This window comes from Zoogloea sp. (assembly GCF_041914405.1).
Classification (GTDB): Bacteria; Pseudomonadota; Gammaproteobacteria; order Burkholderiales; family Rhodocyclaceae; genus Zoogloea.
The window spans coordinates 23,624-45,346 of the sequence record NZ_JAYSDK010000023.1 but is presented as its reverse complement, the minus strand read 5'-3'; the positions used below and the strand labels follow the sequence as shown (position 1 = coordinate 45,346).

General features: G+C 67.8%; 14 protein-coding genes and 1 tRNA gene. 2 read left to right on the top strand and 13 right to left on the bottom strand.

Annotated features, from left to right (window positions below; genetic code table 11):
- Positions 1-16: 16 nt before the first annotated feature.
- The 9 genes from ACE3RX_RS14535 to ACE3RX_RS14495 form a co-directional block, all read right to left on the bottom strand.
- Positions 17-1,507, bottom strand: coding sequence for an efflux transporter outer membrane subunit (locus tag ACE3RX_RS14535; protein ID WP_374485093.1), 1,491 nt, complete (start codon positions 1,505-1,507; stop codon positions 17-19).
- Between the two features lie 161 nt (positions 1,508-1,668).
- A complete protein-coding gene (locus tag ACE3RX_RS14530; RefSeq protein ID WP_374485088.1) occupies positions 1,669-2,337 on the bottom strand; it encodes an RluA family pseudouridine synthase in 669 nt (222 codons plus the stop codon).
- A complete protein-coding gene (locus ACE3RX_RS14525; protein WP_374485084.1) occupies positions 2,328-4,505 on the bottom strand; it encodes a UvrD-helicase domain-containing protein in 2,178 nt (725 codons plus the stop codon). The genes ACE3RX_RS14530 and ACE3RX_RS14525 overlap by 10 nt, the downstream gene beginning before the upstream one ends.
- 83 nt (positions 4,506-4,588) lie before the next feature.
- A tRNA-Val gene (locus tag ACE3RX_RS14520) sits at positions 4,589-4,665 on the bottom strand.
- Positions 4,666-4,772: 107 nt separating this feature from the next.
- On the bottom strand, positions 4,773-5,894 hold the full coding sequence (locus ACE3RX_RS14515) for an HD domain-containing phosphohydrolase (protein WP_374485080.1): 1,122 nt from the start codon (positions 5,892-5,894) through the stop codon (positions 4,773-4,775).
- A gap of 68 nt (positions 5,895-5,962) precedes the next feature.
- Complete coding sequence (locus tag ACE3RX_RS14510; protein WP_374485078.1) at positions 5,963-8,710, bottom strand: response regulator; 2,748 nt, start codon at positions 8,708-8,710, stop codon at positions 5,963-5,965.
- A 9-nt stretch (positions 8,711-8,719) separates the two neighbouring features.
- Positions 8,720-9,586, bottom strand: a complete 867-nt coding sequence (locus ACE3RX_RS14505) for a phosphate/phosphite/phosphonate ABC transporter substrate-binding protein (RefSeq protein ID WP_374485076.1) — start codon at positions 9,584-9,586, stop codon at positions 8,720-8,722.
- A gap of 167 nt (positions 9,587-9,753) precedes the next feature.
- Positions 9,754-12,189, bottom strand: a complete 2,436-nt coding sequence (locus tag ACE3RX_RS14500) for an EAL domain-containing protein (protein WP_374485074.1) — start codon at positions 12,187-12,189, stop codon at positions 9,754-9,756.
- Positions 12,186-13,607 (bottom strand): sensor histidine kinase, encoded by a 1,422-nt coding sequence (locus tag ACE3RX_RS14495; RefSeq protein ID WP_374485072.1) that lies wholly within the window; start codon positions 13,605-13,607, stop codon positions 12,186-12,188. Before ACE3RX_RS14495 ends, ACE3RX_RS14500 begins: the two co-directional genes overlap by 4 nt.
- A gap of 110 nt (positions 13,608-13,717) precedes the next feature.
- Here ACE3RX_RS14495 and ACE3RX_RS14490 point away from each other — a divergent pair, with 110 nt between their 5' ends.
- Positions 13,718-14,047 carry a YnfA family protein gene (locus tag ACE3RX_RS14490; protein WP_374485070.1) on the top strand — a complete coding sequence of 110 codons (330 nt, stop codon included), beginning with the start codon at positions 13,718-13,720 and terminating at the stop codon, positions 14,045-14,047.
- Between the two features lie 69 nt (positions 14,048-14,116).
- On the opposite strand, the gene ACE3RX_RS14485 is transcribed toward ACE3RX_RS14490, so the two are convergent.
- Positions 14,117-17,539, bottom strand: coding sequence for an ATP-binding protein (locus tag ACE3RX_RS14485; RefSeq protein WP_374485068.1), 3,423 nt, complete (start codon positions 17,537-17,539; stop codon positions 14,117-14,119).
- A gap of 150 nt (positions 17,540-17,689) precedes the next feature.
- Between ACE3RX_RS14485 and ACE3RX_RS14480 the strand changes: the two genes are divergently transcribed.
- Positions 17,690-18,631, top strand: a complete 942-nt coding sequence (locus ACE3RX_RS14480) for a zinc dependent phospholipase C family protein (RefSeq protein WP_374485066.1) — start codon at positions 17,690-17,692, stop codon at positions 18,629-18,631.
- Here the strand turns inward: ACE3RX_RS14480 and fumC are convergent.
- The 3 genes from fumC to ACE3RX_RS14465 all read right to left on the bottom strand — a co-directional run bounded on the left by fumC (position 18,571) and on the right by ACE3RX_RS14465 (position 21,708).
- Positions 18,571-19,962, bottom strand: coding sequence for a class II fumarate hydratase (gene fumC, locus ACE3RX_RS14475; protein WP_374485064.1), 1,392 nt, complete (start codon positions 19,960-19,962; stop codon positions 18,571-18,573). The two genes, ACE3RX_RS14480 and fumC, sit on opposite strands and share 61 nt — an antisense overlap.
- A gap of 74 nt (positions 19,963-20,036) precedes the next feature.
- A complete protein-coding gene (locus tag ACE3RX_RS14470; RefSeq protein ID WP_374485060.1) occupies positions 20,037-20,561 on the bottom strand; it encodes a phosphatase PAP2 family protein in 525 nt (174 codons plus the stop codon).
- A 4-nt stretch (positions 20,562-20,565) separates the two neighbouring features.
- Positions 20,566-21,708: a glycosyltransferase family 4 protein gene (locus tag ACE3RX_RS14465; protein ID WP_374485055.1), complete on the bottom strand. Its 1,143-nt coding sequence runs from the start codon at positions 21,706-21,708 to the stop codon at positions 20,566-20,568.
- Positions 21,709-21,723 lie beyond the last annotated feature (15 nt).

Genomic DNA, 21,723 nt, shown 5'->3' with positions numbered 1-21,723 from the left:
AGACAAGATTGAAACCTCAATTCGGTGCCGGCGTATCGACCGCCGCGCTGCGATGGGCCGTGTCGGCAGGGGACGCATAGTGCGCCCCGCCGCCGGTCGCCCGATTCAGCGCAATCCAGGCCTGCAGGCGCTCCTGCTGAACGCTTAGATAGGTTTGCTGGGCATTGAGCATGGAGCGCCGGGCATCCTCCAGCTCGAGCAAATTACTGGCCCCCTCGCGGAAACGGACTTCGACGGACTCGAAGAAGCGCTGGTACTCGCTGCCGGATATACGTGCATTCTCTGCCCTTTCGTGGGCCGCTGCATACCGGGTAAGGCCATCTTCCATCTCCTGGATGGCGAGGCGGATCCGCGCCTTGTAGTCGGCCAGCGCCTCGTCGTAGCGGGACTTGGCCAGTTCCACCGCTGCCTTGCGCCGTCCGCCGTCGAAGATCGGCAGGCTCACCGATGGCCCGAAGGACCAGGATCCAAAAGACACGCTGCCGGAGCCGCCGCCCTTGTTCGTCGTGAAGCCGAAGTCCCCGTTGAGGGTAAGGCGCGGATAACGATCCGCCTCGGCCAGGCCGATGTCCGCCGACGCCGCCGCCAGGCTGCGCTCGGCGGAGCGGATGTCCGGCCGCTGCATCAACGCATCGCGGGGAATCGAAATATCGAAATGCTTGGGCACTGGCAGGCGCTCCAGCCCGGTCGGTTTGTCGGCCATCGCCAGCATCAGCTCCGGCCGCGGAATGCCGGTCAGGCGCGTCAGCTGGTTTTCCAGGCGCTCGCACTGGGCCCGGGTCGCCGCCAGCTGGGTGCGCGCCTCGGCCACCGATGCGGTGCTGCGGATGGCCTGGTAGGGCGCGGTGAAGCCTTCCTTCACGCTGGCCTCGGTCAGCCGTGCGGTGGCCTCCCGCGAGGCCACGTCCTGCTCGCTGAGCGCCGCGTAGGACTGGCAAGCCCGGTAACTCAGGTAGGCGTCTGCCACGTCCGCGGCGAGGCTTACCCGCGCGTCGGCCAGCGTCGCCGCCTGTGCAGCTTCGCGCGCCAGCGCACCCTCCCGGCCGCGGCGCACCGCGCCGAAGAGGTCGATTTCCCAAGAGGAATTCATCGACAGCCAGGACTGGGTGAAGCTCCTGCTGTTCGACGCGCCGGAGGCCTGTACGCCGCTGGAGCCATCCACCGTTGGCCCCGCCGCCGCATTGGCCTGCCCGGTCAGCGACCGGGACTGGTTGAGCTTGGCCATCGCCGCTTCCAGCGTCGGGCTACTCGCGAAAGCCTTCTCGACCATGTGGTCGAGCACCGGATCGGACAGCTCGGTCCACCAGCTAACCGGCGTCTCCTTGACCCCCGCGCCCTTGACGGACACGGGCGCCGGGACGTCCGAGCGGGACGTCCATTTGTTCGGCACGTCCGCTGACGACAGCTCGGGGGATTTGTAATTGGGCCCCACCGCTGTACATCCGCTGAGCACGCACAGGCAGGCCAGCGAGGTCCAGCGAATGTCCTTCAGGGCTTGAAACAGCATGTTCTTGAACTTCTTACCTTCGACTGCGCCGGGCACGCGGCCCGCTCGCCAATGCACGGGAAATGCCCCCGCGCCAGACCGGCGAGAGTGCTAGCCCCCCCTCCCTGCTTCAAGTGAACTTTTGAAACAGCATGTGTCGGACCAGCGGGCGGGACATGGGTTCAAAACGGCACCGCGCTCTCGAAACCCAGCGGTACGCGCCGTTGCGGGTGGATCAAGGTGATGGCGGCGGCGTGGAGATGCAGGCGGCGGTAGCGTGCCGCGCTATCTGGCGGCGCGTAGAGCGGGTCGCCGAGGATTGGATGGCCAAGGGACTGGAGATGCACGCGCAACTGGTGGGTGCGCCCGGTGACGGGCTTCAACTCGACGCGGGTGACCGCATCCGCCCCAGCACCATGGCGTTCGACGACCCGGTAGCGGGTCAGCGCACGGCGGCCGTGCTGCCGATCCACGATCTGGTAAGGATTGCGCTCCGGATCGGCAGCCAGCGGCAAGTCGATCTCGCCGGCGTCCGCCCCGATGTGACCATGCACCAGCGCTTCGTAGCGCTTGCCGACGATACGCTGCTCGAAGGCGAGGTTCAGGCGCCGCTGCATCTCGGCACCGCGGGCCAGCAGGATCAGGCCGGAGGTGGCCATGTCGAGGCGATGTACCGGCAGCGCGTCGGCGAACTGCACCTGCACGCGGGCCACCAGGCAATCCTGCCGGTCTTCGCCGCGGGCCGGCATGGAGAGCAGGCCGGACGGCTTGTCGGCGACGATCAGCGCGTCGTCTGTGTGCACGATGACGACGCCCGGCGGCACGGCCAGGCCCGCTGCGTTCAGCTCCATTGACCGCTGGCCAGCTGGTGGCGGCCGCGCAGCACCGCCTTGTCGATGCGCATCGCCTTCACGTAGCGACTGACCCGCTCGGCCGCCTCCGGCACGTAGAGGTGCAGTTCGTCGCGGGCGCGGGTAGCCGCCACATAGAAGCGGTTGCTCTCCTCCCCGGCGTCGCTGCCGGCCAGCGGGAACACCCCTTCTTCCAGGAAGGGCAACAGCACCACATCGAATTCCTGGCCCTTGGCCGCCTCGACGGAGCACAGCAGCACGGTGTCGGACTTGCGCAGGCGCTCCGCCTTGCTCTCCGCCTTGCGCAGCCAGTGGGCAAAGTCGCGCAGCGACAGGTTCTGGCGACGGGCCACGTCGATGAAACCATCGATGGAGCGGGCCACCAATGCCGCCGTGGCTGGCGCCAGGAACAAGCGGCGGGCCACGCCCTTCAGATCGAGCAGTGCCACAGCCTGTTCGAGGAGCGCCGCGGCCGGCGTATCGGATGGCGCCGCGCGCAAGGAAGCCAGCGTGCGGCCGAGGCGTTCACGAGCGCTTCGCTGGGCCGGGCTTTCATCGACGCTCGTGGCTTCCGCCTCGCGCAAGTGCTGCAGCGCATTGGCCTCATGGTGTTGGCCACTCTGGCGTAGAGCCTTCAGCTTGTCGAGAAAGCGGAATTCCTCCTGCAACTGCGCCTCGCCGGACTGGCCGGCGGCGCGCTTGTCGGCGCGGGTCTGGGGCTTCAGCAGCGTGCCCTCCAGGAATGCCTCGAACAACGAGGGCTGGGCCGCGGCGGTCTTCAGCGCCGCGTCGTCGAGGCGCTCGCCGCCCCATTCGAACTGCTGCCATTGCAGCAAGGCCTGCAGCACCTGCAGGCGCTTGTCGACGCCGGGGATCGACTCGTAGTCCTGCAGCGCGAAGGCGATGACGCCGCGCAGCATCAGCACCTCGGAGCGCAGCAGATAGCTCGCCAGGCCCTCCATGCGCCAGCCGATACCGGCCTCCAGCAAGGCGTTCTCGATCGGAATCGACTGATAGGGCGCACGCAGGATCACCGCGCAAGCGGCCGGGCGGCCCCCATGCTGTTTCCAGGCGGCCAGGTCCGCCGCCACCTGTGCGGCAACAGCCCGCGGATCGGCGCAGGGCTGCACGCGCAGCACGGTTTCGTGCTCGCGCCCGGAATCCACCACCTTGTTCTTCAAGGCTGCGGTAGCCGCCGCCAGCGGCGGGCCGTAGCGGTAGCTGCAAGTCAGCGGCAAGCGCACGACACCGGGCCACCCCTTGCCGAAGCTGGTGTGCAGGAAATCGGTACCGGCTCCGGCCCAGCGGTGGATGACCTGGTCGAAGTCACCGGCGCCGGTGAAGAAGGCCTTGCCGCGCATCAGCAGGGCTTCCAGCACCGCGTAGCTGGCCGGGTTCATGTCCTGAAGTTCGTCCACCACGACAATGCGGTAGTTCGGCAGATCGATGGGACGGTCTGGATCGCTCAGGCGGCGGGCCAGGTCGTAGGTCGCGTCGAACTCGGCGCGCCAGCGCGGCACATCCTCAAGGCCTGAGCGCAGGGCTTCCAGCGCACCGTGCAGCAGCAGGGCGGCGAGTGGGACATCAAAGCGTTCGGCGCAGTCCTCGACGCTCTCATCGTCGTCGCCGCCGGGCGGCACCAGGCGCGCCTTGAGGCGACGCGACAGCTCGAGGAACTCGAAGATCGGCTCGTTGTGTTCGGGCAGCCACAGCTCCCGCGGGTGGCGCCGCGCCGCGTTTTCGGTCTGCAGGCGCGCGGCCGCGATGCGCACCTGGGGCGCCAGGGCTTCCGGTGTGTCGAGCCACGGCGCCTCCGCCCCTTCCGCCTGCAACAGCACTTGGCGGGCGAACGCGTCGAAGCTCAGGCATTTGACGCGGCGGGCGGTGCGTTCATCCACGCCGATGTCCACCAAGCGTGCCTGCAACACCCGCGCCGCCTCTTCGGAAAACGTCAGCGCCAGGATGCTCTCCGGCCACACGCCGCGGGTGATCGACTCGGCAATGCGCAGCGCCAGCGTGGTGGTCTTGGCCGCCCCGGCATTGGCCATGGCGATCACGTAGCGGGCACGGCAGGTCTGGATCTCGCGCTGCTCATCGGTCGGCACGATGCCGATGGGGGCGAACTGAGGCGCGGAAGGCGGGCTCGGCGAAGTCGGAGTACGGGTCATGGCGAATCGTCGGCAAGGCCGCGGCGGAGACGGAACCGGACTGTAACGGGGAGCGTGTGCGGGGGGAAGCAGCGGGAAAATATTGGTGCGTCCTGACGGAGTCGAACCGCCGACCTCCACGATGTCAACGTGGCGCTCTAACCAACTGAGCTAAGGACGCATACCCGGGGAATGACTGCCTGTGCTTGGCGCTGATGGCTTTGCACTGGGGAAGGGCGCGCATTATAGCCGCCAAACGCCGCTTTGCAAGCATTCCGCTGCAAATTTTTAGCGACTGAAACCACTATCCTGGTGGCGGAGGGCAATTTGCTCGAACTGGTCAGCGATCCGCATGAAGGCATCCACCATGTCCGGATCGAACTGCCTGCCGCGCTCGGCGGCAATGATTCCGACGACCTTGACGTGCGGGAAGGCCGGCTTGTAGACCCGCCTGGAGATCAGCGCGTCATACACGTCGGCCACCGCCATAAGGCGTGCCGACAGCGGGATTTCCGTCCCCCTGAGGCCTTGCGGATAGCCTTCGCCGTCCCAGCGCTCGTGGTGGCTATAGGCGATTTCCAGGGCGTAATCGAGGTAGGAACGATTGTCGGCAGTGGCACCGGCGATCGCCTTGGCGATGGCGTCGCGCCCGTAGGCACAATGGCTCTGGATGATCAGACGTTCCTCGGCATCCAGGCGCCCGGGCTTGAGCAGCACCGCATCGGGAATCGCGACCTTGCCAACATCATGGAGCGCCGCCGACTTGGTGATCAATGCAATCGCTTCGTCGTCGAGGAAGGGTGCGAAATCCGGATGCCCCTGCAGCGCCCGCGCCAGCACGCCGACGTAGGCCTGGGTGCGCAGAATGTGGTTGCCGGTCTCGTTGTCGCGCACCTCGGCCAGGGTACACAGCGCGGTGATGATCGCGTCCTGCGCATTGATCAGCTGCTGGCCGCGGCGCACGACTTCGCGGGTCCGTTCGGCAACCAGCTCTTCCAGTTCCTCGTTGCGCCGCTGCAGTTGCCGGCTGGCATCCGCCAGGGCCAGGTGGTTGCGCACCCGCGCCAGCACCACCGGCGGCGAGAAGGGTTTGTGGATGAAATCCTCGGCACCGAGGGACAGGCCATAGGCCTCGTCGGTGTCGCTCTCCAGGCTGGACAGGAACAGGATCGGGATGTCGCGGGTGTCCGCGTCGGCCTTCAGCTGGCGGCAGACCTCGAAACCATCCACCTCGGGCATCATCACGTCGGTCAGCACCAGGTCGGCACGCCCGCCGGCCTTCACGTAGTCGAGCAGGCCACGGCCGTCGGCAAAGGCATGTACCTCGAAGCGCTCCTCAAGCATTTCTTCGAGCACCAGCAGGATGGCGGGCTGGTCATCGGCGATCAGGATGTGGCGCTTGTAGGGCATCACCGATTCTCGCAAGGCACGGAAACTGTCAGTTCTGGGGTTCAAGTATACGCCCGGCGCAGGTCCGCTCAGACCGGCGCCGGGCTACTTTCAACGCCACAGCGTGACAGATGTGCGGTAATCGCAAGGGCCAGCTGCTGCAGGCTGTCCGCCAGCGCAAGAGCCAGCGCCAGCGCCTCCGGATTGCCATCGCGGGCCGCCAGCTCCGTCGCTCTGGCCTGCTTGACGAGCTCATCCTGCAGGATGCTGCCAGCCATACCTTTGAGGCCATGAGCGGCCTTGGCCAGCGCAGCCAGATCCCGCGAATCGACACACTCGCGCAGCCGGACCGCATCGCCAGGCAACTCCTCCAGCACGGTACCGAGCAGCCTGACGACGAAGGCAGGCTTGGCTTGGTAGCGGGCCTCCAGCTTGCCGAAATCTGCCTTGTCGGCCGCCTCTCCGGCTGGCGGCGTGGCGACAGGGACCGGCACGGACGGGGTCGGGGTGGCGATGGGCAGCCAGGTGGTCAGGATCTGGTACAGCCGGTCCGGCTCCACCGGCTTCGGCACATGGCCGTTCATACCGGCAGCAAGGCACTGCTCCCTGTCCTCCGCAAAGGCGTTAGCGGTCATCGCAAGGATCGGCAGACTTCGCCCTGCCTCCAGCCGGCGGATGCGCCGGGTGGCCTCCAGCCCGTCCATCACTGGCATCTGGATGTCCATCAGGATCAGGTCGAAATGGGCGCCGCTGGCCATGCGCTCGACGGCTAGGGCACCGTTGTCAGCCACCTCCACCTGGAGGCCGACCTCTTCCAGCAGATCCCTCGCGACCTGCTGGTTCACCACGTTGTCTTCCACGAGCAGGATGCGCGCCCCGGCCTTGGCGGCATCGAAGCCCGCGTCGGCAGCCGATCCCCCTGCCCCGCCATCTGCGCCCAAAGCCCGCGCCAGCGCCTCGGTCAGCTGCAGGCGCTGCACGGGTTTGGCGAGGACGCCGTCGAAATGCACCGCCGAGGCTTCGGCAGGCGGCAGTTCGGCACCGTAGGCGGTCACCATCAGGATCAGTACGGGCGCGCCCAGCGGCAGGCCTCGGATCCGCCCAGCCACCTCGTAGCCGTCCATACCGGGCATGCGCCAATCGAGCAGGACCACGCGGTACGGCACATCGGCGCTGTCGGCAGCGGCGATCAGCTCGAGGGCCTCGGGCCCCGAAGCGGCCGTATCGACCTGCAGGCCCAGGCTTTCGAGCAGCACCTGCAGCATCTCGCGGGCATCGGGCAGGTCGTCCACCACCAGCACGCGCTCGCCGGCAAAGTGCGCCGGCCTCACGATGGCCTTGCCGTCACCCTGCTGCAGATGGATCACGCACCAGAAGGTACTGCCTTCGCCCGGCGTGCTGTCCACGCCGACCTCGCCGCCCATCAGCACGGCCAGGCGCTTGACGATGGCCAGCCCCAGACCGCTGCCACCGTAGCGGCGGGTCGTCCCGCTGCTGGCCTGCTCGAAGGCCTGGAACAAGCGCGGGCGCAGCTCCGCCGGCACGCCGACACCGCTGTCCTGTACCTCCAGCCGCAGGCCCAGCAGCTCACCACGCCGGGACTGCAGACGGGCGCGCAGCGCGATGCTGCCATGCTCAGTAAACTTGACCGCGTTGTTGGCGAAATTCAGCAGGATCTGCGCCACCCGCAGCGCGTCGCCGCGCAGCACCCGTGGAATCGCCGGATCCAACTGGGTGACCACCTCGACGCCCTTTTCCGCCGCACGGGCACCGATCAGCGCGGCGGTGTTCTCGAAGATCGCCTCCAACTCGAAGTCCGTCGACTCCAGCTCGATCTTGCCGGCCTCGATCTTCGAGAAATCGAGGATGTCGTTGAGGATGCCGAGCAGGTTCTGCGCGGAGTCTGCGATGGTGGCCAGCTGTTGCAGCTGGCGCGGCTCCCGCACATGACGCTGCAGTAGATGGGTCAGTCCAACGATGGCGTTCATCGGCGTGCGGATCTCATGGCTCATCGTGGCCAGGAACACGCTCTTGGCGCGGCTCGCCGACTCGGCCGTTTCCTTGGCCGCAACCAGTTCGGCAGTCCGTTCGGCGACCTGCTCTTCCAGATGCTGGCGATGCTCGCGCAAGGCCTGCTCGACCCTCTCCCGCTCGCCGATTTCACCGAGCAGTTCCTCGTGGTACGCCTGGAGCTCCTCGCGCATCATCGCGAAGCTACCCACCAGATCACCCACTTCATCACGCCCAGCTGGGGGCAGCGCCACATCCACACGACGCTGGGCCAGCGCCTTGGCAGCGCGGGACAGGCGCAGCAGCGGGCGCAGCACGATGCCCTCCACCATCACGCTCCACACCAGACCCAGCAGCGCCACACAACCGGCCAGCATCAGGCTCAGCTGGCCATGCTGGACGTGGCGCTTGGCCAGCCAGCGGCTCAGATCGATCTGTACCCGCAGGTGACCGGCGGGCACACCCAGGTAGGCGATCTCCTTGTCGATCACCTGCATGGCCGGATGGGGCGCGATCGCCGCCGGTGTGCCAACCATCGGCGGGTAGATCTGCCGGCCACGCGCGTCGCTGAGGCGGATCTCGTGCCAATCCCGGTTCTTCTTCTGCAGTTCCCCCAGGTTCTCGGTGATGATGTCGAGCTGGTTGGCCAGCATCAGCGGGATCAGGCCCTCGATGACGCTATCCAGGTGATGATTGACCTCTTCCAGGTATTCGGCGCGCTGGTCTTCCAGATAGCGCGGCGTCCACACGAAATTGAGAGCGGCCAAGATCAACGCGCTGCCGAGCAGCAGCGGCAACAGCAGCTTCCAGCGCAAGGAACGGCTCACTGCGGCCACCTATTTGCGATCCACGATCCAGTATCTTTCCAGGCCCCACTGGCGCATGGGCAGATAGTCATCGAGGGAGGTCACCACCGGCCGTGGCATCGGAATGTCCTCGAGCAGCACCTTGCCGGCCGGGCTGGCACCGATGGCCAGCAGAGCCTGGCGCAGGGCGTCTCGCACCGTTGGAGGAACACGCGGGTGGGCGGCAACAGGATGGGACGGCATGTCCCGGGTCGTGTACAGCACCCGCAACTGGGCCTGGATCGCCTGGGCCTGTTCTGCAAAGGTCTTCTGCACACCGCCGCCGGCCTCGGTGAGTCCATTGAGCACATGCAGATAGACAGAGCTGTGAGTCTTCACGTTGAGCATCTGCAAGCGTACCCCGTGCAGGCGCTCCAGCTCGGCACGCACCAGCAGGCTGGCGCCCACCGCATTCGGCGACGGCACCGCAAGGGTTTTGCCGTCCAGATCCTTCACGCTTTTCAGCGGGCTGTCCTTGCGCACCACGATGATGCCGCGCAGGGGCTCTTCGTCGCGCACCAGCGGGATGTAGCCCTGGGAATCGCGTACTTTCAGGATGTGATAAGGGTTGGCGTAGACGAAATCAAAGCTGCCCGCCTCCACCGCAGCCTCGAACTCCGGCACCGACAGGGTCACCTCCAGCTTGAGGTCCAGGCCAGTGCGACGCACCAACTCGTCGACGAGTGGCTTCCAGATGGCGAACAGCTTGCGCTGCTCGAATTGCGGCACGACGCCAAAGGTGTAGGTACCCGCCGCGACTGACGGCAACGGCACCGCCATGCCGGCAACCAACGCCGCCAGCACGTTCAAACAGCGGCGCCGGCCGGGCCGATGAGTGTAGTCATGCAACAGACTCATGCCGAACCCCCTGAATTCGGCCATGGCGTCGGCAAGGCAGGCTCTGCTGGGCAAGGCGCCATAGGCCACGTGTTCTTTTTATCGCATGCCTGTGCTGCATGATGGCACTTCGCGTCGTCCACGTACAGGCATATGCCCAAAGTGACCGCCCCCTCCGACGCCGGCAGTCAGTCCGTGCCAGCCAGCAAATCGAGCAACAACCGGTGGGGCACCGGACGGCTGAACAGATAGCCCTGACCGCCGCCACAGCCGAGTCCGAGCAGCATCGTTGCCTGTTCGCGGCGCTCGATGCCCTCGACGATGATCTCCATGCCGAGGGAGCCGGCGAGGGCCACGATGGCTTCAATGATGGCCATGCCTTCACGCCTCTCCGGCAGGTGAATGATGAAGGAGCGGTCGATCTTGATGCGATCGATCGGCAGGTCGCGCAGCACGCTGAGGGAGGAATAGCCGGTGCCGAAGTCATCGATGCTCACCGCGATCCCGTGCTGCTTGAGGGCAGCCAGGATCTCCATGCTGCGCTCGATGGTCTGCAGGGTGCTCTCGGTAATCTCCAGCTCCAGCGCAGAGGCCGGGAAACCGGTCTGGGCCAGCGTGGCCAACACGCTGACAACGAAGTCCTCGCGCATGAACTCCCGCGCCGACACATTGACGGCCAACCGCAGCTGCTCGCCGTTGCGCTGACAGAGGCCGGCCACCTCGCGGCAGGCGCGCTCAAGCACCCAACGCCCGAGGCTGTCGATGACGCCGCTCTCCTCGGCCACCGGGATGAAACGCACCGGCGGGATCATGCCGTGCTGTGGATGATTCCAGCGCACCAGCGCCTCGACGCCGACGATGGCCCCGTCGGCAAGGTTCACCTGCGGCTGGTAGTGGAGCAGCAACTGGTCCTCGTCGATGGCGCGGCGCAGGCCCTGCTCCAGGTTCAGGCGCTCGTTGCTGCGCTCCGCCATCTCCGGGGAATAGAACTGGTAGCGGTTGCGCCCCGCGGCCTTGGCCGAATACATGGCGATGTCGGCGGCCCGCATCAGCGCGTGGCGGTCGCCGCCATCCTCGGGATAAACCGCGATGCCGATGCTCCCCGAGACGGTGATGCCCTCCCGGCCGAGGCGGATCGGCGCGCTGACGGTCTGCAGGATCTTGCCGGCCAATTCAGCCGCGTATTCCGGGCTGCTGCTGCCGGTGAGCACCACGAACTCGTCGCCTCCCAGGCGGGCAATGGTGTCAGTGGCGCGGAGGGTGCCACGCAGACGGCCGGCAACGACGCGCAACAGCTCGTCGCCGACCACATGCCCCAGGGTGTCGTTCACCACCTTGAAGCTGTCCAGGTCGAGGAACAGCAGCAGGCAGTGCTGCTGGCCCCGTCGCGCCTGCTCGATGGCCTGCTCGATGCGATCGTCGAACAGCAGGCGGTTCGGCAGGCCGGTGAGCGGGTCGTGATGAGCCAGGTGATGCAGCTTCTCCTCGACGACGTGCATCTCGCTGACGTCGGAAAAGGCGATCACGTAGTTGCCGACCAGGCCCCTGGCGTCATGCACTGCACTGAGGCTCTGCCAGGCCGGAAAAGCCTCGCCGCCGCGCCGCCGGCAGATCACCTCGCCCTGCCAGTAGCCCTCCGGATTGACCGCCAGCTCGGCAAAAAAGGCGGCGCTGCCCCGCTCTCCGCGCTGGATGCGCAGCAGCACGTCCACGTCGAAGCCGCGCGCCTCGGCCTCGCCGTAGCCGGTGATCCGCGTGAAGGCGGGATTCACCGCACAGACCCGCCGCTCGCCATCGGCGATCAGGATCGCCTCGGCGGCGGTATGGAAAACCACGCTCGACTGGCGCAGGCGCTCCTCCGTCTTGTGCTTCTCGGTCACATCCTGCAGCACACCGACCACCCGCCGCGCCGGCCGGGATGCGTGGGCCTTCACGTGGGCCTCGATGTAGTGGGCCTCGCCATTGTCCCTGTCGGTGCGGAACTCGATGCGCCGCGCGTCTTCGCTGAGCAGGGCAGCCTGCAGACCGGCGGCGACCCGCTCGCGGTCGTCAGGATTGACGCGGGCCAGGAAGGACGCCTCCCGGTCACCGTCAGCCACCAGGCAACCTTCTCCGAACAGGGCATTGGGGCAGCCATCCCCCTGGATCCGGTGCTGCCCGGGTTGCCACTCGAAGACGCCCAGCGCCGCCGCGTCCAGGGCCAGCTTGAGGCGCAGCTCACTGCGCTCCACCGCCACCTCGACCTCCCGGCGAGCAAGGGCCATCTGGATCGAGGCATGCAACTCGCGCACATCCCAGGGCTTCACCAGATAGCCGAAGGGCCGGCTGTCGAGGGCCCGGCGCAGGGTGTCATCCTCGGCGAAGGCGGTCAGGTAGATCACCGGGATCTGGTGGCGGGCCTGGATCTCGGTGGCGGCCTCGACCCCGTCCATGTCCCCTTCCAGGTGGATGTCCATCAGTACCAGGTCGGGCGCCACCTCGGCAACCTGGCGCACCGCCTGCTCGCCACTCCCCACCATCGCGCCAACGCGGTAGCCGAGGGACTGCAGCTGGTTCTTGAGGTCGAAGGCGACGACGCGTTCGTCCTCGACGAGCATCAGATTGATCCGCTTGTCGGCAATCATCGGAGTCTCCGGGTCGGCAGGGCCAGCGGGAAGCGTAGCGCGAAACGGGCCCCCTCGCCGCTCGCCACGGTGAACCGGCCACGCAGCTGGTCCGCCAGCAGCGGCACCAGCTGGAGACCGAGAGAGGTGACGTCGGCCAGGTCGAAACCCGCCGGCAAACCGATACCGTCGTCGGTCACCGTCAGATCGAGCTCCCCGTCCACCGCCTGCAGCCCAATCTGCACGGCTCCGCCGCGACCGGCCGGGAAGGCATGCTTGAAGGCATTGGTGACCAGCTCATTGACGATCAGGCCGCAGGGCACGGCGCGCTCCAGGTCGAGGAACTGCGGCTCGCCCGGCAGCACGCAGCGCAGCGCGATGCGGGCGCTGTCCTCCCGGTAGCTGCTGAGCAGCAACTGGGTGAGCCGGTCGAGGTATTCGCCAAGGTCGATCCGCGAGAAGTCCTTGCGCTCGTACAGCAGCTGGTGGGTCAGGGCCATCGCCCGCACGCGGCTCTGGCTCTCCGCCAGGATGTTGCGCAGGCGCGGATCGCTGGCGTGGGTCGCCTGCAGGTTGAGCAGGCTCGAGATGACCTGCAGGTTGTTCTTGACCCGGTGGTGCACCTCGTTGAGCAGTACGGTCTTTTCCTGCAGCGCACTCTCCAGCGTCTGCTGGACGCGCCGCCGCTCGGTGATGTCCACGATGGAGGCCAGCACCATCGGCCCTTCGTCGGTGTCGATCGGGTTGAGGCCGATTTCCACTGGAAACTCGCTGCCATCGGCGCGCCGCGCGAACAGGTCGCGGCCGACGCCCATCGGCCGGGCCAGCGGCGCGTGGAAGAAGCCGTTGCGGAACTGCTGGTGCTCGGCGCGCAGGCGTTCGGGCACCAGCATCTCGACGGTCTCGCCGATCAGCGCCTCGCGGGAATAGCCGAACAACTGCTCAGTCTGGGCATTGACCAGCACCATGCGGCCGCTGCGATCCACCATCACCATCGCGCTCGGGGCGAACTCAACGACACGCCGGAAACGCTCCTCCTGGCGCTTGCGCTCGGTGATATCCACCACTGCCGCCAGCACCATGAAGCGGCCACCGGCCTCGATCGGGGTCAGGCCGATCTCCACCGGAAACTCGCTGCCGTCCCGCCGCCGCGCAAACAGGTCGCGCCCGCTGCCCATCGGCCGCGGATGGGGATCGGCAAAGAAGCCGGCCCGGTAGGCCGGGTGATGCCCGGCCAGTCGTGAGGGCACCAGGCGGTCCACGGACTCCCCGAGCAACTCGTCGCGGCCATAGCCGAACAGGCGCTCCGCCTGGGCATTGACCAGCACGATGCAGCCTTCGCCATCCACCATCACCATGGCGGTCGGCGCCCACTCGACGACCCGGCGGAATGACGCGTCGCCGGCGGGAAAGGGCTCGTTACGGGACTGATCGGTCATGCACGCATCTCCGATGGGCTGCCCTGCAAGTATTGGATCGTGACCGAAGGGCACGGTTCCTGCTGCGAGGGGTTACTCTGAATCCAAATCTGCACCCCTCATCGTCGACCATGCCCGAACTCAAGACCCTGGCCCTTTTCATCCTCACCGCGCTGGCCGAGATCCTCGGCTGTTACCTGCCCTGGCTGTGGCTGCGGGAAGCCCGCAGTGCCTGGCTGCTGCTGCCCGCGGCGCTGAGCCTGGCCGCTTTTGCCTGGCTGCTGACCCTCCACCCCAGCGCCGCCGGCCGCACTTACGCGGCCTACGGCGGGGTCTATATCGGCGTCGCGCTGCTGTGGCTGTGGGCGGTGGACGGCATCCGCCCGACCCTGTGGGACGCCGTCGGCGGCAGCGTAGCCCTGGCCGGCATGGCGATCATCATGTTCGCGCCGCGATCCTGATCTCCCCGCATGATCAGCCCCCACACAGTCAAGTCCATCCCTGGCAAGTGAATTCGCCCCACCGTCCCTTCACCCTTTCTCCGGCACGGCAAGGCCCCGGCGGCGGGCGTGCTTGAGGATCACCCGAACCAACAGCTCCGGATCCACCGGCTTGGCGATGTGGGCCACCATGCCGGCTTCCAGGCAATGCGCCTTTTCTTCCTCGAAGGCGTGGGCGGTCTGCCCGATGACGGGCAGGGTGGGGGCCAGCAGATGAATCTCGCGGGTCGCCGTGTAGCCATCCATCAGCGGCATCTGGACGTCCATCAGCACCAGATCAAAGTCCTCGCCACCGCTTTCGCGGATCCGCTCGACCGCTTCCTGGCCGTTGCCGACCAGGACCACCCGGGCGCCGTCCTCCTGCAGCAGGGCTTCCAGCACCATCTGGTTGACCTCGTTGTCCTCCGCCACCAGCACCTGCAGGCCGGCCAACCGGGTACCAGGCAGCACGTCGTCGGCCAGTTGCGGCAGCACCGGAGACGCATCGCCCTGCAGCGACTGGCATGGCATCCGCACCTCAAAGGTGCTGCCGTTGCCCGGCCGGCTGTCCACGTGCAGCACGCCGCCCATCAGCTCGACCAGCCGGTACGTGATCGCCAGCCCCAGTCCGGTACCGCCGAAACGGCGGGTCGTGGAATTGTCGGCCTGCTCGAAGGGCGCGAAGACCTTGGCGATCTCCTCCGCGCTCATGCCGATGCCGGTATCGCTGACCCGCAGGATCAGTTCCCCATCGGCAAATTCGGCACTCAGGGTGACGCTGCCGTGCTCGGTGAACTTGATCGCGTTGGACAACAGATTGAGCAGGATCTGCCCGATCCGCAACGGATCGGTGATGCAGCGCTCCGGCAGCGGCGTACCCCGGCGGAAGCGCAATACCAGTCCCTTGGCCTGCGCGCGCCCTTCCATCAGTGCCAGGCTCTCGCCGATCACGCTGGACAGCTCGACCGGAATCGCCTCGATACGCAGCTTGCCTGCCTCGATCTTCGAGAAGTCGAGGATGTCGTTGATGATGCCCAGCAGCAGCTGGCCCGACGCGATGATGCGGGCGAAGGTGTCCCTCGCCCGGTCGCGTCCGCGGCTCTCCCGGTAGCCCACGTGGGCCAGGCCGAGCACCCCGTTGAGGGGCGTGCGGATCTCGTGGCTCATGTTGGCCAGGAACTCGCTCTTCGCCCGGGCCAGGCGCTCGGCCTCGGCCCGCGCCGCCACCAGGTCGGCCGTGCGCGCCTCGACGAGCTCCTCGAGATGGTCACGGTAACGCGCCAGTTCCTGGTCCTTCAGCACCCGCTCGGTGATGTCCTGCAGGATCGCAATGCCACCGACCAGGCCGCCGGCCCGGTCGCGCAGCGGCGAGCAGTGCATCGCGATGTTCAACTCCTTGTCGGCAAAGGTCGTCCGGTAAGGCCCCTCGTACTCGCCGAGGCGCCCTTCGAGCGGCGCCCGCAGCGCCGGCTGTACGCGCTGGTCGCTGAGCTTGCTGCAGTCCACATGCGCCATGTAGTCGTAGGGCACCTGCATGATCTCGGCGAACTGGGCGTTGCAGTAGCTCACCTTCAGATCAAGGTCGTACTGCAGGATGCCCACCGGCGAGAACTGCAGCAGCAGGCGATAGCGCGCCTCGCTGTCACGCAAGGCCAGTTCCGCACGCTTGCGGTCGGTGACGTCGGTCTGCACGCCCTCCCACAGGATCTCGCCGTCGGGTAGCCGCGTCGGGCGGGACTGGATGGAGATCCAGCGAGCCTCGCCGTGCACATCCACGCGCCCCTCCCATTCAAAGGGCCCGGGCCGCTCGCGAACCGCCCGGCAGCGCGCCGCATAGCCGGGATAGTCATCGGGATGGATATGCCTCGTGACGACGCGCGGGTCGGCGAGAATCCTCGCCTCGTCGATGCCGACCTGCTCGCAGAAGCGCGGGCTGACGTAATCGAAGCTGAAGCTGCCGTCGGCGTGCACCCGCTGCTTGAACAGCCCGGCGGGCATGCGCTCCACCAGCTTCTGGTACTCGCCGAGGGCGTCCTGCAGCGAAGCCTGGACCTGCTTGCGCTCGGTGATGTCCAGGGATACCCCATGCACGCTGACCGGCCGGTCCTCCACGTCCAGGTCCACGCCGCCAATCCCGTGGATCCAGCGTATCGCGCCATCCGGCAGGACGATCCGGTACTCCTCGTCAAAAGGTTCGCCCCGCTGCATCAGTCCCTCGCGGAAGCGGGACACGACCCGCGCCTGATCGTCAGGGTGGATGCGTTCGGCCCAGATATCCACCGTCAGCGGCTCGTCGGCCCGCCCGCCCAGGATCCGGCGCAACTGGGCCGAGCTGTAGGCCTCGCCACTGTGCAAATCGATGGAGAACACACCGAGACCCGCCACCTGCTCGGTGGCATTGAGCACCCGGTCGCGGTTGCTCAAATCGGCCAGGGTGCCCTCCAGGCGAGCATGGCTCTCCCGCAGCCGCTCGGCGCTCTCGAACTGTCGGCGGTACAGCCGCCCGATCAGCACCGCCGAGCCCATCGAGACCAGCAGGAAGACCCCGAGCAAGACACCGGTATGGCGGACCGCCTCCCGCCACTCGGCCAGATAATCGGCGGTCGCCATGCCGACCACCAGCACGAAGGGCAGACCCTCCACGCGACGGAAGGTGTTGAGACGCTCTATACCGTCCGAAGCGGTCACCGTCCGGTAGCTCGCCTCTGGGCGACCACTGGCGACCAGGGTGCGCAATTCGTCGGACACCTTGGTGCTGCCGATCATGCCGGCCGGCCCGGAAACCGGCGGAACCCGCACGATCAGCCCCAGGTCCTCATAACGCAGCGTGGCCCCGCCCTGGGGCCCGAGTTGCTGGCGGGGCAGCAAGCGGTTGAAGTGTTCAAGCGGCACCACCGCCGTGACGATGCCGGCGAAGCGGCCATCCGCGCCGCGCAGCGCGCGCGCGAAGCTGATCACCCACCCGCCGGTCACCCGGCTCAGCACCGGGCGGGCCACGAACAAGCCACGTGCGGGATCGTCCCGCAGGACCCTGAAATAGTCCCGGTCGGACACGTCGATACCCGCCGCCGAGCCAGCCTGGCTGATCCACCAGCGCGGCCTGCCATTGCTATCGTAAACCCGGAAGCCATCCGTCTCCGGCAGCCAGCCTTTGTAGCGGGCCAGCAGGCCGAACAGTTCCGCATGGGACAGGTAGCCGCTCCCGCGCCGCTCCGCGCGTTCGATCTCGTCCGCCAGGGTCTGCAAGGTCACGTCGATGGTACGGCTGGTGCTGGCCAGGCTGTGCTCGAGGGCCTCGACCAGGTTGCGGGTCGTCAGCGTCGCCAGCACCTCGGCCTTGTCGCGGCTCTGGTTCAGATTGAAGGCCGCCAACGCGATCGCTGCCACGTTGGTCAGCACCACCGCCATCAACAGCAGGCGCTGGAACCGACCCGGAACAGAAGCAGGAAAGAACGCGAACAACGGCAATTTCATGAACGGGCCCAAAAAGCGCCGCGACTGAAAAACGTCAAGGACGGCGTAACAGGCGCTAACGGCAGGTAGCTGCCAGTCTGAAGGCAGATGTCACGGCATTGACACCCCGATTCCACGCTTTCGTCACAGGCAGCGTGCACATTGTCACGGATGGACATCCCACCCCCACGCCCCGCCCGCCGGCGGTTCGCCACACATGCGCTGCTGTGGCTGCCCGCCCTGCTGCTGACCAGTGCCGACGCGCTGGCCTGGGGGCTGTACACCCATGTCTATTTCGCCCAGCTGCTGCTGTGGGCGATCCCCCTCGCCGACCCGGCGCTGCGCCGCCTGGCACGCCGCCACCCGAAGCTGGTGATGGCCGGCGCCTGCCTGCCCGACGTAGCCCTCACCGCCCGCAGCGCCGGCGCCGAGGCGCTGGCCACCAGCCACCGCTGGCCCCAGCTGCACGCCCTGATGGACGCCGCCCGCGGCGACGCCGAACAGGCCGCGGTACTCGGCTATGCCAGCCACCTGATGGCCGACATCATCGCCCACAACCACTTCGTGCCGGCCCATGAGCGGCTGTGGTTCGAGTCGGAACTGGCCACCCACGTAGCAGTGGAATGGGCCATGGACCGCCACGTAGCGCCCCAGCTGTTTGCCCGCCCGGCAGACCTGATGCGCAGCGAGCGGGACGTCCTGGCGCCGCTGATGGGGCGCGCCTTCCACTGCCATCCGGACAAGGTCGGCCAGGCCCTCGCCACCCTCACCAAGGGCGAGAGCTGGCTGCGCAACAGCGGCCTGCACGCTGGCCTGTACCACGCGGCGCGCTTCATCGACCGCCGCGTGCAACGCCGCTTCAACCTCTACCTCGGCCACACCGGCCGCCGCCTCGGCCAGCTCGGCCGCCTGCTGGAGGGCGAGCAGCCCGGCTGGCTGGCCGAAGTGGAGCCGGTCGAAGCCCGCGCCAAGCTGATCACCGCGCCGCGCCGCCTGCTGCGCGCCTGCCTGCCGCTGCCGGAGGATTTCTTCGTCGCCCAGGGCCACGTCGCCTACAAACCGACCATCGCCTCCGGGCGCACCCACCCGTCGAACTCCTCCGCCGTCACGTAGCCGAGGGCCAGCGCCGCCTCCCGCAGCGTGGTACCGCGATAGTGAGCCAGCTTGGCGATCTCGCTGGCCCGGTCATAACCGATGTGCGGACTCAGGGCTGTCACCAGCATCAGCGAACGGCCGACCAGCTCAGCGATGCGCGGGCGGTTCACGTCGATGCCCCGTGCGCAGTGCGTGTCGAAGCTGGCCATGCCATCCGCCAGCAGGCGCGCGCTGCCAAGGAAATTGTGGGCGATCAGCGGCTTGAAGACGTTCAGCTCGAAGTTGCCGGAGGCGCCGCCGAGGGTCAGCGCCACGTCGTTGCCGAAGACCTGGCAGCACAGCATCGTCAACGCCTCACACTGGGTCGGATTGACCTTGCCGGGCATGATCGAGCTGCCCGGCTCGTTCTCCGGAATCAGCAGTTCGCCGAGGCCGGAGCGGGGCCCCGAAGCCAGCCAGCGCACGTCGTTGGCGATCTTCATCAGCGCCGTGGCGAGCTGCTTCAGGGCGCCGTGAGCGCCAACCAGCGCGTCGTGGCCAGCCAGCGCGGCGAACTTGTCGGGTGCGCTGCGGAAGGCCAGCCCGGTGCGCCCGGCCAGCTCGGCGGCGACCCGATCACCGAAGCCCGGCGGCGCGTTGAGCCCGGTGCCCACCGCGGTGCCACCGATGGCCAGCGCCTGCACGGCCGGCAGGCTAGCGACGATGGCTGCCTCCGCCAAGTCGAGCTGGGCCACCCAGCCGCCCATCTCCTGGCCAACGGTGAGCGGCGTGGCGTCCTGCAGGTGGGTACGGCCGATCTTGACGATGTCGGCGAACTCCGCGGCCTTCGCCGCCAGCGTCGCCGACAGGGCCCGCAGCGCCGGGAGCACGCCGTCGGCCAGCACCTGCATGGCGGCCACGTGCATCGCCGTCGGGAAGACGTCGTTGGACGACTGGCCGAGGTTCACGTGATCGTTGGGATGCACCCGCCGCCCCATGCCACGCTCGCCGCCAAGCAGCTCGGAGGCCCGGTTGGCGAGCACCTCGTTCATGTTCATGTTGGTCTGGGTGCCGGAGCCCGTCTGCCATACCGATAGCGGGAAGGCCTCCGCGTGATCGCCGACCAGCACCTCGTCGGCCGCCGCGACGATGGCCGCCGCCTTGTCGGTGGCCAGCACGCCGAGTTCCCCATTGACCACCGCGCAGGCGCGCTTGACCTCGGCCAGCGCGGCGATCAGGGCGGCCGGCATGCGTTCGGTGGAAATCGCGAAGTGGTGCAGGGAGCGCTGGGTCTGGGCGCCCCATAGGGCGCTGGCTGGAACCTCGATGGGGCCGAAGGCATCCCTCTCGGTGCGGTTTGGGGGGCTCATGGACATCTCCTGACAGCCGGCGATGCTTTCAGTCTAGTCCCCCGGCAGCGACCCGCCCGGATGCCGCACCCGGCTTACAGCAGGGTGATCACGCCGTAGGCCAGCGTGGCGCCGATCGCGCCGCCAGCCAGCACATCACTGGGGTAGTGCAGGCCGAGTACCGGACGGGACACGGCCACCAGCGCCGCGAAGCCGAACACGGCCGGCGCCAGCGGCGGGAAGTGCTGGGCCAGCACCAGGGAGAAGCTCACCGCGTGCAGCGTGTGGCCGGACGGAAAGCTGAACTTGTCGAGGGGCGAGCCGGCGCACACCACGTCGCTGACCACCTCGAAGGGGCGCGGGCGCAGCGTGCGGATCTTGAGGATCTTGTAGATGATTACCCCGAGCACGCCGGCAACCAGCATCTGGCGCAAGGCCGGCAAGGCCTCGGCACCGAACAGCGCGAACAGGCAGGCCGCCAGCGTGTACCACGCCACGCCGTCACCAAGCCGACTCACCGCGCGCATCAGGTCACGCAGCCCGCGGTGGCGGGACAGGCGGTTGGAGCGGACCGCCAGGCGGTCGTCGAGCAGTTGCAGGCGGGCGGGCAGCACGAACATGGGTTTACCTCCGGGAGGCGACGGGGGAACTCAGAATGACCTGGCGCTGCACGGCCACCAGGCGCTCGACGATGGCGTGCCAGGCCAGGCTGGTCACCCGCTCCCGCGCAGCGAGACGCTGGCGGGCGCGCAATTCGGGGGCTTCGGCGAGGGCCACGGCACCTTCCACGAAGGCCGCCTCGTCGCCGGGTGCGGCCAGCCAGCCATGGACCTGATGACTGACCAGTTCCTGGGCGGCGGCGTCCCGATAGGCGACCACAGGCAGGCCGCTGGCCAGGGCCTCGGCGACCACATTGCCGTAGGTTTCGGTGAGGCTCGGAAAGAGGAACAGGTCGCCGCTGGCGTAGTGCTCGGCCAGCGCCTCGCCGGTCTGCGGGCCGGTGAAGATGGCCCGCGGCTGGCGTCCGCGCATGGCCGCCATCGCCGGGCCGCTGCCGACCATGACCAGGCGGGCCCGCGGCTGGCGGGCCTGGATCGCCTCGAAGGCCTTTTCCAGCAGGGCCAGGTTCTTTTCCGGAGCGATCCGGCCGACATACACCACGGCCAGGTCGTCCGGCGCCAGGCCCCAGCTGTGACGCAGGATGCCGCTGCGGCGGACGGGATCGAAAAGCTGGGTATCCACGCCGCGCGACACCACATCCACGCGCGGAATGCCCTGCCCGGCAAGCTCATGGCACAGGGCGCGGGTCGGCACCAGGGTCAGGTCGGCCCGGTTGTGGAACTTGCGCAGGTAGGCGGCGATCGGGCGCTTCAGCCAGCCGACGCCGTAGTGGCCGCTGTAGCGATGGAAATTGGTATGGAACTCGCTGATCACCGGCAGGTTCAGCTTGCGCGCGGCGGTCAGCGCCGACCAGCCCAGCGGGCCTTCGGTCACCACCTGCACCACGTCCGGGCGCTGGTGCGACCAGCGCCGCAGCAGCACCTTGCGGGCTGGCAGGCCAAGCTGCAGGTTGGCATAGCGCGGCAGCGGAATGCCGCGGGACAGCATCTCCTCGACGCCGTCGGCACCACCGTCGATAGCGCCCCCCTCGTGGGCCTGGCGCGGGCGAATCAGGTCCACCCGGTGGCCAGCGGCGACCAGGCCATCAACCATGCGCCCGGTCGTCATCGCCACGCCGTTGATTTCGGGTGGATAAGTCTCGGTCACCACCGCCACCCGAAG

Excerpts from the sequence above, each read along its gene's own strand:
- ACE3RX_RS14525 (WP_374485084.1), bottom strand. The coding sequence starts at position 4,505 with ATGACCCGTACTCCGACTTCGCCGAGCCCGCCTTCCGCGCCTCAGTTC.
- ACE3RX_RS14495 (WP_374485072.1), bottom strand. The coding sequence starts at position 13,607 with ATGACCGATCAGTCCCGTAACGAGCCCTTTCCCGCCGGCGACGCGTCA.
- ACE3RX_RS14535 (WP_374485093.1), bottom strand. The coding sequence starts at position 1,507 with ATGCTGTTTCAAGCCCTGAAGGACATTCGCTGGACCTCGCTGGCCTGC.
- ACE3RX_RS14505 (WP_374485076.1), bottom strand. The coding sequence starts at position 9,586 with ATGAGTCTGTTGCATGACTACACTCATCGGCCCGGCCGGCGCCGCTGT.
- ACE3RX_RS14490 (WP_374485070.1), top strand. The coding sequence starts at position 13,718 with ATGCCCGAACTCAAGACCCTGGCCCTTTTCATCCTCACCGCGCTGGCC.
- ACE3RX_RS14470 (WP_374485060.1), bottom strand. The coding sequence starts at position 20,561 with ATGTTCGTGCTGCCCGCCCGCCTGCAACTGCTCGACGACCGCCTGGCG.
- fumC (WP_374485064.1), bottom strand. The coding sequence starts at position 19,962 with ATGAGCCCCCCAAACCGCACCGAGAGGGATGCCTTCGGCCCCATCGAG.
- ACE3RX_RS14480 (WP_374485066.1), top strand. The coding sequence starts at position 17,690 with ATGGACATCCCACCCCCACGCCCCGCCCGCCGGCGGTTCGCCACACAT.
- ACE3RX_RS14485 (WP_374485068.1), bottom strand. The coding sequence starts at position 17,539 with ATGAAATTGCCGTTGTTCGCGTTCTTTCCTGCTTCTGTTCCGGGTCGG.
- ACE3RX_RS14530 (WP_374485088.1), bottom strand. The coding sequence starts at position 2,337 with ATGGAGCTGAACGCAGCGGGCCTGGCCGTGCCGCCGGGCGTCGTCATC.
- ACE3RX_RS14500 (WP_374485074.1), bottom strand. The coding sequence starts at position 12,189 with ATGATTGCCGACAAGCGGATCAATCTGATGCTCGTCGAGGACGAACGC.
- ACE3RX_RS14515 (WP_374485080.1), bottom strand. The coding sequence starts at position 5,894 with ATGCCCTACAAGCGCCACATCCTGATCGCCGATGACCAGCCCGCCATC.